We start from the raw sequence: 12,697 nt of genomic DNA, 5'->3' as shown, positions 1-12,697 counted from the left end.
TTTTTGGTCCTTGAAAATTGGCCGCAGTATCCGTTAAAGGCGGGTGATGTTCAACACGTCTCCCGACAGGCTGACCTGTACCGATTGGCCCCACAGAGGGTCGCGGCGCAGGTCCTCGGCGGTCTTGTACTGACCGGCCACGGAGAGCATCTCGGCGCCCATCTGCTGGCAGAAGATCCGCGCCCTGGCATCGCCCTTCACGCCGGCCAGGGCACGTCCGCGCAACGGACCGTACACATGGATATTGCCATCGGCGAGAAGTTCCGCGCCGGCACTGACCGGCGCCATCACCACCAGGTCGCCGCCCTGGGCGTAGATCTGCTGGCCGCCGCGCACCGGTGTGGTGATGATCCGGGTCGGTTTGTACTGCGGTTCGGCCGGTTTCGCTTCCTTCTTGCGCGCCTCCACTGGCTCGATCAGCTTCTCCCGGGCGCCGGAAGGCGGCAGGACCGGAATGTCCAGGGTTTCGGCGGCGGCGATGTCGGTCTCGCGGCTGGCGCGGATGGCCAGGGTGCGCAGGCCGTGCTGCCGGCAGACCTCCATCAGTTTGCCCAGATCGAGGTCGCCTTCACCTTCCGGCAGCTTGTCCAGGGCCAGCACCAGCGGCGTGTTCTGGAAGAAATTGGGGGCCTGGGCCACCTTTTCGGCCAGCTGCCGGTCCAGGCGCTCCGGGTCGTTGTGCGCCAGTTCCAGGATGGTGATGGCGAGCATGCTGCCCTTGAGCTGGAACACGGGGTCTTGGTCGAGGAGGTCGGCTTGGCTCATGGTCTGCCCACTGCATTGAATGGGCACGACTTATAACGAGAAGGCCGCAGCGCCGCAAGCCGCGAGCGCTGCTGTAGAATGGCGGGATTTGTCGCCTGCCCGGAATCACAATGGACCGCCCGCAATTTCGCGCCTACTTCCTTCACCCGCGTTTCTGGCTGCTGTGGCTGGGCCTGGGGCTGCTGTGGTTGCTGGTGCAGTTGCCGTACCGGGTGCTGCTGGTGTTCGGCCGCTGGCTCGGCGCGCTGATGTACCACACCGCAGGCTCTCGTCCGGCCATCGCGGCGCGCAACCTGGAGTTGTGCTTTCCCGACAGGAGCGAGGCTGAGCGTGCTCGGCTGCTGAAGGAGAACTTCGCGTCCACCGGCATCGCCTTCTTCGAGATGGCCATGAGCTGGTGGTGGCCGCAGAAGCGCCTGGCCCGGCTGGCCCACATCGAGGGGCTGGAACACCTGCGGCAGGCCCAGCAGGAGGGGCAGGGCGTGATCCTGATGGCGCTGCACTTCACCACCCTGGAGATCGGCGCGGCGCTGCTCGGCCAGGTGCACACCATTGACGGCATGTACCGCGAGCACAAGAACCCGCTGTTCGACTATATCCAGCGCCGCGGCCGCGAGCGGCACAACCGCGACGCCACCGCCATCGAGCGCGAGGACATCCGCGCCATGCTCAAGGTGCTGCGCGCCGGCCGTGCCATCTGGTACGCGCCGGATCAGGACTACGGCCGCAAGCAGAGCATCTTCGTGCCGCTGTTCGGCATTCCGGCGGCCACGGTCACCGCCACCACCAAGTTCGCCCGCCTGGGCAAGGCGCGGGTGGTGCCCTTCACCCAGGAGCGCCTGGCCGACGGTTCCGGCTACCGGCTGGTGATCCATCCGCCGCTGGCGGACTTCCCCGGCGACAGCGAGGAGGCCGACTGCCTGCGCATCAATCGCTGGATCGAACAGGCGGTCAGCCAGTGCCCCGCTCAGTATCTCTGGGCGCACCGCCGCTTCAAGACCCGGCCGGTGGGCGAGCCGCGCCTGTACCGCAAGCGCACCTCCTAGACTCTCAGGAAACAGTGGAAGCGCCCATGACCGAAGCAGTGGATGTCGCCAGGCCCGTCACCGGTCTGATCCTTTCCGGGGGCGGGGCGCGGGCGGCCTATCAGGTGGGCGTGCTGGGGGCGATCGCCGATCTGCTCGGCGAGTCGTGCCGCAATCCCTTTCCGGTCATCGTCGGTACCTCGGCCGGCGCCATCAACGCCGTGGGGCTGGCCTGCGGAGCGTTGCACTTCGCCAGCGCGGTGCGCCGGCTGAACGAGGTCTGGCAGGCCTTCCACTGTGCCGACGTGTACCGCAGCGACTGGCCGGGCGTGCTGCGCCAGGCCAGCCGCTTCCTCGGCCATAGCCTCCTGGGGCTGGGCAAGGACCTGCCGGTGGCGCTGCTCGACAGCTCGCCGCTGGGCGGCCTGCTGGCCCGCGAGCTGGATTTTTCCGGCATCGCCGCGGCGGTGCGCATGCGCCAGCTGCGCGCGGTGGCGGTGACCGCCTTCGGCTATGAGAGCGGCCAGGCGGTGACCTTCTACCAGGGCCGCGCCACCATCGACCCCTGGTTCCGCCATCGCCGCGTGGGCGTGCCGACCCGCCTGAAGCTGGAGCACCTGCTGGCCAGCGCGGCGATCCCACTGATCTTCCCGCCGGTGAAGGTCCACCGCGAATACTTCGGCGACGGCGCGGTGCGCCAGTCGGCGCCGATCAGCCCCGCCCTGCATCTGGGCGCCAACCGCGTGCTGGTGGTGGGGGTGAGTGGCAACCCGGTCGGCAAGGACGTCAACCAGCAGGTGGTGCGCCCGCGCAGCGGCCTGCCGCCGACCCTGGCGCAGATCGGCGGGCACATGCTCAACAGCACCTTCATCGACAGCCTGGAAGGCGACATCGAGACCCTGGAACGGCTCAACCACATGAGCCGCCTGGTGCCTTCCGGCCTGCGCCCGCGCGGCCTGGGACTGAAACCGGTGGAGGTGCTGGTGATCTCGCCCAGCCAGCCGCTGGACCAGATTGCCGCGCGCCACCGCCACGAACTGCCGCGCTCCATGCGCTTCTTCCTGCGCGGCCCCGGCGCGACCCGCGCCAGCGGCGCCGGCGTGCTCAGCTACCTGCTGTTCGAACCCGGTTACTGCCGGGAGCTGATCGAGCTCGGCTATCAGGATGCGATGACACAGAAGGGCGCCCTGTGCCGTTTCCTCGGCCATACCGAGGTGGCGATCGACGAGGCGCCGGTGCTGTCGTCGCGCTAGTGCGACTCAATAGGGTTTGAGGTGCCTGCAAGAACCTCACTCCCGCCCTCTCTCCCGAGGGAGAGGGGCGTCACTCGGCGACCTGCAGCTTGCGCGCCTCGCGGTAGACGTAGCGCACCTTCTCGTACTCGAACGGGCTGTTCAGCTGGCCGTAGCGGAAGTTGGTGCTGTAGCGCGTGTCCACCACCCGCAGCAGGGTGATCTCCGGGTGATCGCTGCTGACTTCGGCGACGTTGAGGTAGTTGATCTGGTTCTCGGCAACGAAGTCGAACACCCGCCCACCCGTGTCGCGCAGGTTGGAGGGACCCAGCAGCGGCAGCATGACGTAGGGACCGTCCGGCACGCCGTAGAAGCCCAGGGTCTGGCCGAAGTCCTCGCTTTGCCGGGGCAGGCCCATGCGCGTGGCCGGATCCCACAGGCCGGCGATGCCGATGGTGGTGTTGACCAGCAGGCGCCCGGTGGTCTGCATCGAGCGTTTGCCCTTGAACTGCAGCAGGCTGTTGAGCAGGTTGGGCACGTCGCCCAGGTTGCCGAAGAAGTTGCTCACCCCGGTGCGCACGAAGCTCGGGGTGACGTAGCGGTAGCCGCGCACCACCGGCAGGAACACCCACTCGTCGAAGCGGTAGTTGAAGTGGTAGACCCGGCGGTTCCAGGACTCCCACGGGTCGTAGACGGCCAGCGCGCCCATGGTGGAGCGCTCGAATTCGCGCTGGTCCAGGTAGGGGTTGAATTCCAGCTGGTCCAGCGGATTGGTGAAGCCGTCCTCGTCCACGACGGGTTCGGCCCGGGCCAGGCCGGTGGCGAGCAGCAGGGCGAGCGTGAAGGTCCATTTTCTAGCCACGGAAGAACTCCAGCATGGCGTCGCCGTTGACGCGGTAGTTGAGATTGCCGCAGTGCCCGCCGCGCGGGTAGAGGGTCAGGCGCTCGCCGAAGGTGCGGCGCAGGAAGCCGAGGTCGCCGGGGCCGAGGATCAGGTCGTCGGCGTTGTGCATCACCGCCACTTTGGGACTCTTCTTCAGGTAGTCCTCGAGGGCGTACAGGCTGACCTCGTCGACCAGTTGCGGCAGGCTGCCGCCGTCGAATTTCTCGCGCCAGTAGGGCATCAGCTGCTCGACGATGTAGCAGTCGAAGTCGCATTGCAGCGCACGCTTGAAGAACGGTGTCAGGCTGGTGCCCTCGCTGATCGGGTAGCGCGGCGGGGTGATCAGGCCGCGGCGGTTGATCAGGTCGGCGGTGAAGGCCATGTCCGACACCGAGAAGCGGAACGAGCTGCCGATCAGCATGGCGAGCTGCTCGTCGCTGAGCTTCTGCCCGGACTGCTGGAAGTCGTAGAGCAGGGCGTCGTTGAGGTCGATGTGGCCCTGTTCCTCGAAGTAGCGGGTGAGCTTGGTCAGGATCAGCTCGAAGTAGGTGGTGCCGTTGTCGACGCCGGCGACCCGGGTCTGCACCAGGCGGTCCAGGTTGGTTACCGAGGTGTACAGGTTGACCGGCGGGTTGAGCAGCAGCACGCGCTTGAAATTGAAGCTGCGCAGGCGCTCGTCCAGTTCGCTGACGAAGGCGGCGTTGAGCGCGCCCAGGCTGTAGCCGGTGAGGTGGTACTCGCTGATTTCCAGGTCCGGGTGCTGCGCGCGCACGGCCATCATCACCCGGTACAGGTCCTCGGCGTCCTGCTTGGACAGGCCCGGGGTGGCGGTGCGCGAGGCGGCACTCATGAAGTCGTAGCTGGTCGGCGAGGACAGCTGCACGACGTGGTAGCCGGCACCGTAGAACAGGCGCTTGAGGTCTTCCGTCTTGCCGCTGGCGTAGCTGGCGCCGGTGCCGGAGATGATGAAGATCAGCGGCGCGTTGCCGTCCTGGCGGGCCAGGCGGTAGCGCAGCTTCTTCACCGGCCAGAAGTTGTCGGGCAGCTCGAATTCGCGCTCGGGGCGCAGCTTCAGCTCGTAGTCGGCCTGGTCGATGTCGTCGTCGGTGGGCAGCTGCGAGCGCAGCTCCGGCGGCGTGGTGGCGATGGTGGCCTCGAAGGGGTTGGCCAGCGGGTAGCCGTAGGCCGCGGCATCGATGTCGGCGGCCAGCGCCGGCGCACCGGAGAGCAGGCCGCCGAGCAGGGCAGCGAGGAGTGGGAGACGGGACATGGCCAGATTCCTTGGCGAAGGACTGCTGAAGTGAATACCGGGCTTATGACAAGTGCAAGCGTTGCGAGTGCCGTTTGGCTTTGCAAGCCTATATACGGACCCCGACGCGGCTAGTCCAGCGCACTCAGGCTCTCCAGCCAGATCAGCTCGCAGGCGCCTTCGCCCACGTCGTCGCGGGTCAGGGAGCTTTGCCAGTGGAAGCCGTCGTCGCCGTCCACCCGCACCAGTTGCCCGGACAGGGCGATGCGCTGGCCGGGCCTGATGCGCTTGAGGGTGTGGGCCACGGCCTGGTTGGCCGGGATCAGGTGCATGTTGGCACTGTGGGTCTCGATGTCGCGACGGGGGATGGGAAAGTCGGCCGTGCGCCAGTAGTACCAGCGGTTGCCCTGGCGGATGTCGATGCGCGCCAGCACCTGCGGGTCGGCCATCGGTCCCCAGCCCAGCGCCAGGTCCGTGGGCGAGACCTTGGCGCCGCGGTCGAAGCGGTAGTCCTCGCGGCCCAGCACCAGGGCCTCCAGCTGGAACGGCTGCATCGGCGTGATGGTGTGGCCGTCGAGACGGATGACACCGCCCGTGGTGGTCACCTGGGGCATCGGCGTCTGCGGGCGCAGCCACTGCCAGCCGAGCGCGATCAGCGTCAGCAGGACCAGGGCGAGTAACAGGCGGCGGGCGTTCATGGCGTGAATTCTAGTGTCCGGTATTGCGCTCGGGGATGGGCGGATTAAGCTGGGCGCCTTTTCGGACCGCCGGAGCGCCAAGATGTCCCGCCATTTTCCTGTTCTGCTGCTGTTGCTGGTAGTGCCGCTGTGGCTGGCGGCCAGCTACGGCGTGCGCTTCGCCCTGATGGAGGATGGCCAGTGGGTGGGCGCCTGCGTGGAGCAGGCCGCGCGCTGGGAGTGCCAGGTCCGCGCCGGGCTGGGCTACCTGATCCATTTCCGGGTGATCGCCTGGATCGCGCTGGTGCTGGCCATCGTGGCCTTCGTCGTGCCGGGCCGGGCGGGCAAGGCCCTCGGCGGGCTGGCGCTGTTCTTCGGCATTCCCGCCCTGGTGCTGTACAGCGCCAGCATGGCCGTGTTCGCCCTGGTGCTGGCCGGCCTCAGGCTGGTGCGCGCGCCGCGCCCGGCCTGATCCGCCTCAGCCCCGCGAGGCGCGAAGGCTGCGCCACAGGGCCGCGACCAGCAGCGTGCTGGTCAGCGCCCAGCCGATGGCCTGCAGGTTGTAGAGGCCTTCCTGGTACAGCTGCGGGGCGATGCCCGCGCCGGTGATGACGGTCAGCAGCGCCAGTTCCCGGCGCGGCCCGCGCACCGGGCGGCACAGGTAGACCAGCGCCGGCAGCAGCAGGGCCACGCTGGGGAAGCTGCGGTAGCGCGAGTCGAACACCAGGCCGAGCATCACCACCGCGCCGGCGAAGCCGGCCGCCGCCAGCCACCAGCCACCACGGGCCTCCAGCCAGGCGAAGGCGCGTTCGCGCCAGCCACCGCGTGTCGACAGGGCCAGCACGGCGTGCGCCAGCACCAGCAGATTCAGGCCGAGCAGGGCGGCGGCCCACAGCCATTCGCCCCAGAAGCGGCTGCCGATCAGGGCCAGTTCGCTCCAGCCCAGGGCGCAGGCGGCGCCGAGCGCGGCGGTCGGCGGCAGCAGCAGGGCGGCGCGGGTCGAGGCCGGGCGGCCGGCGAGGAGCAGGGTGGCGAGCAGCAGCAGGCCGCTCGCGCCCAGCCACAGCGGCCAGTGCGGCAGGTTGGAGACTGGGCCGGCGAGGATGCCCTTGTCCTGGCGGTCGGCGTCGAACAACCCCCAGTAGCCGCCCACAGCGCCTTCACTCTCGCGCTTCCAGGGCTGGTCGAAGGCCTCGATCAGGTTGTAGCGCCAGCCGTTCTCCTCGGCCATCTTGACGAAGCCGCGGATGAACAGCGCCTCGTTGACCCGGCTCGGCACGGCCGTCTCGCGCTGGCGGCCCTCGCTGGGCCAGCCGGTCTCGCCGATCAGGATGTCCTTGGGCGCGTAGGCGGTACCGAAGGTGCGGCGCACGTTGGCGACCTGGTTCAGCGCGGCGTCGATGCCGGTCGGGTCGTCTTCCCAGTAGGGCAGCAGGTGGATGGTGAGGAAGTCCACGGCCGGCGCCACTTCCGGGTACTGCAGCCAGAATTCCCAGACGTCCGCGTAGGTCACCGGCTGCTCGACCTGCGCCTTGACCTGCCCGATCAGCTCGACCAGGCGGGCGGCGGTGACTTCCTTGCGCAGCAGGGCCTCGTTGCCGACGATCACCGCTTCGATCACGTCCGGGTTGGCCTTGGCATTGGCGATCAGCGCGTCGATCTCCAGCTGGGTGTCCAGCGGGTTGCTGCTCACCCAGGCGCCGGCCAGCAGCCTCAGGCCGTGCTTGCGGGCCAGCTCGGGCAGCGCCTCTAGGCTGGTCTGGGAGTAGGTACGCACGCACTCGAAGCGCTTGGCCAGCTGGGCGAAGTCGATGTCCACCTGCTCGGGGCGGATCTGCAGAGGCTTGTCGAAGGGCGACTGGTCCTTGCCGAACGGGGTATAGGAGGCGCACTGCAGCTTGTGGGTGGGCGTGGCCACGTCGTCGAGGACCACCGGGCGACCGATGCCGTACCAGATGGCGGCGAGCGCCGAGAGGGCGAGGGTGAGGGCGAACAGGTACGGCAGGAGCAGGGCGCGCGGGCTGGAGGTCATGTCGGCTGCGAGTGCGAGGTGGCAAAGCCCCGCATCTTAGCGGAAGCGCAATGCGGCCGTTGAGCTTTTCTGGTGGCCGGGGAAAACCCTCGGCGCCCCGTTCCAGGGGTGCTCAGGCGTGGTGGTGCAGCCAGGCGTGGCGGGGAATCTCGCTGCTGGCCTTACCCGGTTTCTCGAAGCGCTTCCAGAGTTTCTCGTGGAAGTAGAAGCCCACCGAGTTGCACAGCGGCTCGACCGCCGCCACCAGGCCGCCCACCGCGATGCTGCCGGTCAGGGCGTAGGCGACGCCGAAGGCGATGCAGAAGTGCATGAGGGTGAAGGTTACGGTCTTGAGCATGGCACACCTCGGTTAATGAGAATTGTTCTCTTGGGTGCACCTTAAGGCGTCGGCCGGGCAGGCGTGAAATCGCCCTTGCCGATGGTTTCGATAGATTCGCTTTATTGATTTCCAGGAATCGATTTTCTTTGTGGCGTCGAGCGACCCGCTAAGACTTTGGTCGAGAGAGGCGGGGTGTTACGACTAAGGTCGTCTGTCTCGCCACGTCCGCCGCTCGCAGAGTGACCTCACCGTAACTCGTGCTGTGGAGGACAACAACAATGAACGACAGCGTCTACAAGCGGATTGAGCAGAATCCGCGCTTCCAGGAACTGGTCGCCAAGCGCGACCGCTTCGCCTGGACCCTATCTGCCATCATGCTCGGCCTCTACGTGGCCTTCATCCTGCTGATCGCCTTCGACCCGCAACTGCTCGGCACCCGCATCAGCGACGACTCGCCGATGACCCTGGGCATTCCGCTGGGCGTCGGCCTGATCCTCTCGGCCTTCGTGCTGACCGGCATCTACGTCAAGCGCGCCAACGGCGAATTCGACCGCATGACCCAGGAAGTCCTGGACGAGGTGCAGAAATGATCGCGCGTCTGCTCACTGCCATCGGCCTGATGGTCGCTGCCCCGGCACTCTGGGCTGCCGGTGCTCTCGAAGGCGACGTGCAGCGTCAGCCGCTGAACATGGCGGCCATCGTCATGTTCGTCGCCTTCGTCGGCTTCACCCTCTACATCACCTACTGGGCTTCCAAGCGCAGCAAGTCGGCTGCCGACTTCTACACCGCCGGCGGCGGTATCACCGGCTTCCAGAACGGCCTGGCGATCGCCGGCGACTACATGTCGGCGGCTTCCTTCCTGGGCATTTCCGCCCTGGTATTCGCCTCCGGCTACGACGGCCTGATCTACTCGATCGGCTTCCTGGTCGGCTGGCCGGTGATCCTGTTCCTGATCGCCGAACGCCTGCGCAACCTTGGCAAGTACACCTTCGCCGACGTGGCCTCGTTCCGCCTCAAGCAGAAGGAAATCCGCACCCTGTCCGCCTGCGGCTCGCTGGTGGTGGTGGCCTTCTACCTGATCGCGCAGATGGTCGGCGCCGGCAAGCTGATCGAGCTGCTGTTTGGCCTGGATTACCACGTCGCGGTGGTGCTGGTCGGCATCCTGATGGTCTGCTACGTGCTGTTCGGCGGCATGCTGGCCACCACCTGGGTGCAGATCATCAAGGCCGTGCTGCTGCTGTCCGGTGCCTCCTTCATGGCGCTGATGGTGATGAAGCATGTCGGCTTCGACTTCGGCACCCTGTTCAGCGAAGCGGTCAAGGCGCACCCGAAAGGCGAGGCCATCATGAGCCCCGGCGGCCTGGTGAAGGACCCGATCTCGGCCATCTCCCTGGGCCTGGCACTGATGTTCGGCACCGCCGGCCTGCCGCACATCCTGATGCGCTTCTTCACCGTCTCCGACGCCAAGGAAGCCCGCAAATCGGTGTTCTACGCCACCGGCTTCATCGGCTACTTCTACATCCTGACCTTCATCATCGGCTTCGGCGCGATCCTGCTGGTCGGCACCAACCCGGACTTCAAGGACGCTGCCGGCGCCCTGATCGGCGGCAACAATATGGCGGCGGTGCACCTGGCCGATGCCGTGGGCGGCAGCCTGTTCCTCGGCTTCATCTCGGCCGTGGCCTTCGCCACCATCCTGGCGGTGGTCGCCGGCCTGACCCTGTCCGGTGCCTCGGCGGTGTCCCACGACCTGTACGCCAGCGTGATCAAGAAGGGCAAGGCCAACGAGAAGGACGAGCTGCGCGTATCGAAGATCACCACCGTGATCCTCGGCGTGCTGGCCATCGGCCTGGGCATCCTGTTCGAGAAGCAGAACATCGCCTTCATGGTCGGCCTGGCCTTCTCCATCGCCGCCAGCTGCAACTTCCCGGTGCTGATCCTCTCCATGTACTGGAAGAAGCTGACCACCCGCGGCGCCATGATCGGCGGCTGGCTGGGCCTGATCACGGCGGTGGTGCTGATGGTGCTCGGCCCGACCATCTGGGTGCAGATCCTCGGCAACGCCACTCCGGTCTACCCCTACGAGTACCCGGCGCTGTTCTCCATCGCGGTGGCCTTTATCGGTATCTGGTTCTTCTCGATCACCGACAAGTCCAGCGCCGCCGACGAGGAGCGCGCGCGCTTCTACCCGCAGTTCGTCCGTTCGCAGACCGGCCTCGGCGCCAGCGGCGCTTCGGCTCACTGACAGCGGTTTCCCATGCGTGACTGGGGCAGCCTTCGGGCTGCCCTTTTTTGTGGGCGGCGGTATGATCGCGGGCCATACGCATGGACGAACCGAGGAACTCTCAAGGATGAATACCCCCGTTACCCGCTGGGGCGCCGTTGCCCTGGCGCTGTGCCTGACCCTGCTGGGCGGCTGCTCCAACAAGGGCTTCGAATCGCCGAGGGCGGCCGCCGAGCCTGCATCCATTCCCGCAGAGCAGGTGTCGTCCGTTGGTCGGCCCGAGGGACGCCTGCTGGCATGGAGCGCCGATCTCTCCGTGGAAGTGGTCGATGTCGACAAGACGGTCGCGGAACTCAACGCCCGCATCGTCGCTCTTGGCGGATACGTCGAGGAGAAGAGCGACTATCAGGGGATGAATTACAATCTCGTCTACCGCGTGCCCGACAAGCTCTTCAACAGCACCGTGAGCGAGATAGAACAGAGCGGCAAGGTGCTGTCGCGCAGCGTCAAGGGCAAGGACGTCACCGAGCAGTATGTCGATCTGGATACCCGGCTCAAGACCAACCTGGCCCTGCGCGACCGCTTCCGCGACCTGCTGGGCAAGGCCAGGGACGTCAAGGACATCCTGCAGATCGAAACGGAGCTGAACCGCGTCCAGACGGAAATCGACGCGATGGAAGCCCGCATGCGCATCCTCAACGACCAGATCCACATGTCCGTCATCCGCCTGACGCTGCTCCAGCAGACGCCACCACAGCCACCGACCATCTACGGCCCGCTGGGCTACCTGTACAAGGGTGTGGAGTGGGTGGTGGTGAAGCTGTTCGTGATCCGCGAGTGAACTGAGCATGGAACTGCTTCGCATGCTGTCGTCGTCGCTGGCCTTCACGGCCGGCATCGCCTGCCTGGTATACGGCCTGACCGGCGATTCGTTGCTGCCGTGGCTGGTCGGCATGGCGCTGTGCTTCCTGCTGGCGTACTGGCTGTGGCCCCGCGGACGGGACGTGCAGAGCCCCTGGCTCGACGTGCTGGAACTGCTGGTCGAGCTGCCGGTGAATGCCGTGCTCTGGCTGCTGCGCCAGTTCGGCCGGCTGTTCCGTGATGTCGACGGAGTGGACCTGTGAGGCGGGGCACGCTCGCGGCCCTCGGGCTCTGCGTGCTGCTGGCGGGCGGTGCGGCCACCTACGCCTGGCTCAAGGCGCCGTACGACAACGCGGCGGCCTGGGCGGTGGCGGAGGAATTCCTGCAACTGCTGCGCGACGACCGGATGGAACAGGCCTACGACCTGACCCTGAAGGAGGACGGTTTGACGGGCCGCAACCTGAGCGACTTCGGCGATCTGGTCGGGCGCCAGCTGTGCTCGCGCGAGCCGTTGGCGCGGGTCTGGCTGCACCCGCCGCAGTCCAACGGCAACCGCCTGCGCCGCTGGCTGCATGACCGCGAGCTGGACATGCCCAGCCTCGTCGCCCGCTTCGAGGGCGCCTGCCTGATCAGCATCGAACTGCGTCGCGACGGGGCAGGGCGCTGGCGTGTCCATTACTTCCAGTCCACGGCGGGCTGAGGCTTGAGGCGCCCGCCGTCCTCGGGCATGGTTGAGCATCGGCTTCCCGCACGAGCGAACGCACCATGGACTGCACCTTCCTGATCATCCCCGGCTATGGCGACTCCGGTCCTGACCACTGGCAGAGCCTGTGGCAGCGCCAGGACCCGCGTTTCCGCCGGGTCGAGCAGCGCGACTGGTGGAATCCGGTGTGCGAGGAGTGGGTGGCGACCCTGGAGCAGGCGGTGGCCGCCAGCGGGCCACGCACCGTGCTGGTGGCGCATAGCCTTGGCTGCGGGCTGGTCGCCCACTGGGCCGCGCAGACCCGCCAGCGCATCCGCGCCGCGATGCTGGTGGCGCCGCCCGACCCGGAAGGCCCGGCGGCCGAGCTGAACATCCAGGGCTTCGTGCCCGTGCCCGATCTGCCGCTGGCCTTCCCCAGCCTGGTAGTGGCGAGCAGCGATGATCCCTACGGCAGCCTGGAGCACGCCCATGGCGCCGCCACGCGCTGGAGCAGCCGCTGGCACAACATCGGCGCCCGCGGGCACATCAACAGCGACAGCGGCCTGGGCGACTGGCCCGAGGGGCGGGCGCTGCTGCAATCCCTGCTGGATTGAAGGGGCACGCTGTGAAAAGGCTATGCCCCCGTTACGTGTTGCAGGCGCTACAGCTGCCTGCCCCTGGATTATTCCCCTTCGGGCCAGCGCAAGCGCTGTTCAGCGATACAGCTGCTGTCCCGCCTTCGCGGGAA

General features: G+C 67.2%; 15 protein-coding genes. 9 read left to right on the top strand and 6 right to left on the bottom strand.

Annotated features, from left to right (window positions below):
* Positions 1–33: 33 nt before the first annotated feature.
* Positions 34–765 carry a septum site-determining protein MinC gene (gene minC, locus N5D30_RS08295; protein WP_279903438.1) on the bottom strand — a complete coding sequence of 244 codons (732 nt, stop codon included), beginning with the start codon at positions 763–765 and terminating at the stop codon, positions 34–36.
* Between the two features lie 110 nt (positions 766–875).
* Here minC and N5D30_RS08290 point away from each other — a divergent pair, with 110 nt between their 5' ends.
* Together N5D30_RS08290 and N5D30_RS08285 are read left to right on the top strand one after the other, a co-directional pair.
* Complete coding sequence (locus N5D30_RS08290) at positions 876–1,811, top strand: lipid A biosynthesis lauroyl acyltransferase (RefSeq protein WP_279908582.1); 936 nt, start codon at positions 876–878, stop codon at positions 1,809–1,811.
* A gap of 26 nt (positions 1,812–1,837) precedes the next feature.
* Positions 1,838–3,043 (top strand): patatin-like phospholipase family protein, encoded by a 1,206-nt coding sequence (locus N5D30_RS08285; protein WP_279908581.1) that lies wholly within the window; start codon positions 1,838–1,840, stop codon positions 3,041–3,043.
* A 70-nt stretch (positions 3,044–3,113) separates the two neighbouring features.
* Here the strand turns inward: N5D30_RS08285 and N5D30_RS08280 are convergent, their stop codons facing one another.
* The 3 genes from N5D30_RS08280 to N5D30_RS08270 all read right to left on the bottom strand — a co-directional run bounded on the left by N5D30_RS08280 (position 3,114) and on the right by N5D30_RS08270 (position 5,852).
* Positions 3,114–3,854 carry a VacJ family lipoprotein gene (locus tag N5D30_RS08280; RefSeq protein WP_279908693.1) on the bottom strand — a complete coding sequence of 247 codons (741 nt, stop codon included), beginning with the start codon at positions 3,852–3,854 and terminating at the stop codon, positions 3,114–3,116.
* A 22-nt stretch (positions 3,855–3,876) separates the two neighbouring features.
* Positions 3,877–5,175 carry a serine/threonine protein kinase gene (locus tag N5D30_RS08275; RefSeq protein ID WP_279908580.1) on the bottom strand — a complete coding sequence of 433 codons (1,299 nt, stop codon included), beginning with the start codon at positions 5,173–5,175 and terminating at the stop codon, positions 3,877–3,879.
* A gap of 110 nt (positions 5,176–5,285) precedes the next feature.
* Positions 5,286–5,852, bottom strand: a complete 567-nt coding sequence (locus N5D30_RS08270; RefSeq protein WP_279908579.1) for a hypothetical protein — start codon at positions 5,850–5,852, stop codon at positions 5,286–5,288.
* Between the two features lie 82 nt (positions 5,853–5,934).
* Here N5D30_RS08270 and N5D30_RS08265 point away from each other — a divergent pair, with 82 nt between their 5' ends.
* The gene (locus tag N5D30_RS08265) at positions 5,935–6,303 is read left to right on the top strand and encodes a hypothetical protein (RefSeq protein ID WP_220811059.1); all 369 of its coding nucleotides are present in this window, start codon (positions 5,935–5,937) and stop codon (positions 6,301–6,303) included.
* A 6-nt stretch (positions 6,304–6,309) separates the two neighbouring features.
* On the opposite strand, the gene N5D30_RS08260 is transcribed toward N5D30_RS08265, so the two are convergent.
* Together N5D30_RS08260 and N5D30_RS08255 are read right to left on the bottom strand one after the other, a co-directional pair.
* Positions 6,310–7,863, bottom strand: coding sequence for a beta (1-6) glucans synthase (locus N5D30_RS08260; protein ID WP_279908576.1), 1,554 nt, complete (start codon positions 7,861–7,863; stop codon positions 6,310–6,312).
* 112 nt (positions 7,864–7,975) lie between these two features.
* Complete coding sequence (locus tag N5D30_RS08255) at positions 7,976–8,200, bottom strand: DUF2061 domain-containing protein (RefSeq protein WP_279903446.1); 225 nt, start codon at positions 8,198–8,200, stop codon at positions 7,976–7,978.
* A 260-nt stretch (positions 8,201–8,460) separates the two neighbouring features.
* On the opposite strand from N5D30_RS08255, the gene N5D30_RS08250 reads away from it, so the two are divergent.
* The 6 genes from N5D30_RS08250 to N5D30_RS08225 all read left to right on the top strand — a co-directional run bounded on the left by N5D30_RS08250 (position 8,461) and on the right by N5D30_RS08225 (position 12,563).
* Positions 8,461–8,772: a DUF485 domain-containing protein gene (locus N5D30_RS08250; protein WP_220811056.1), complete on the top strand. Its 312-nt coding sequence runs from the start codon at positions 8,461–8,463 to the stop codon at positions 8,770–8,772.
* Positions 8,769–10,427 (top strand): cation acetate symporter, encoded by a 1,659-nt coding sequence (locus N5D30_RS08245; protein WP_279903447.1) that lies wholly within the window; start codon positions 8,769–8,771, stop codon positions 10,425–10,427. Before N5D30_RS08250 ends, N5D30_RS08245 begins: the two co-directional genes overlap by 4 nt.
* Before the next feature lie 106 nt (positions 10,428–10,533).
* A complete protein-coding gene (locus N5D30_RS08240; RefSeq protein WP_279908575.1) occupies positions 10,534–11,247 on the top strand; it encodes a DUF4349 domain-containing protein in 714 nt (237 codons plus the stop codon).
* 7 nt (positions 11,248–11,254) lie between these two features.
* Positions 11,255–11,530, top strand: coding sequence for a hypothetical protein (locus N5D30_RS08235; RefSeq protein WP_220811053.1), 276 nt, complete (start codon positions 11,255–11,257; stop codon positions 11,528–11,530).
* Positions 11,527–11,967: a hypothetical protein gene (locus N5D30_RS08230; protein ID WP_279908574.1), complete on the top strand. Its 441-nt coding sequence runs from the start codon at positions 11,527–11,529 to the stop codon at positions 11,965–11,967. Before N5D30_RS08235 ends, N5D30_RS08230 begins: the two co-directional genes overlap by 4 nt.
* Before the next feature lie 65 nt (positions 11,968–12,032).
* Complete coding sequence (locus N5D30_RS08225; protein WP_279908573.1) at positions 12,033–12,563, top strand: alpha/beta fold hydrolase; 531 nt, start codon at positions 12,033–12,035, stop codon at positions 12,561–12,563.
* The last annotated feature ends 134 nt before the right edge of the window (positions 12,564–12,697 follow it).

This window comes from Pseudomonas sp. GD03875, from assembly GCF_029840585.1.
In the GTDB taxonomy this organism is placed as follows: Bacteria; Pseudomonadota; Gammaproteobacteria; order Pseudomonadales; family Pseudomonadaceae; genus Aquipseudomonas; species Aquipseudomonas paralcaligenes.
The sequence above is the reverse complement of the archived record's forward strand: the minus strand, read 5'-3'. Positions and strand labels throughout refer to the sequence as shown.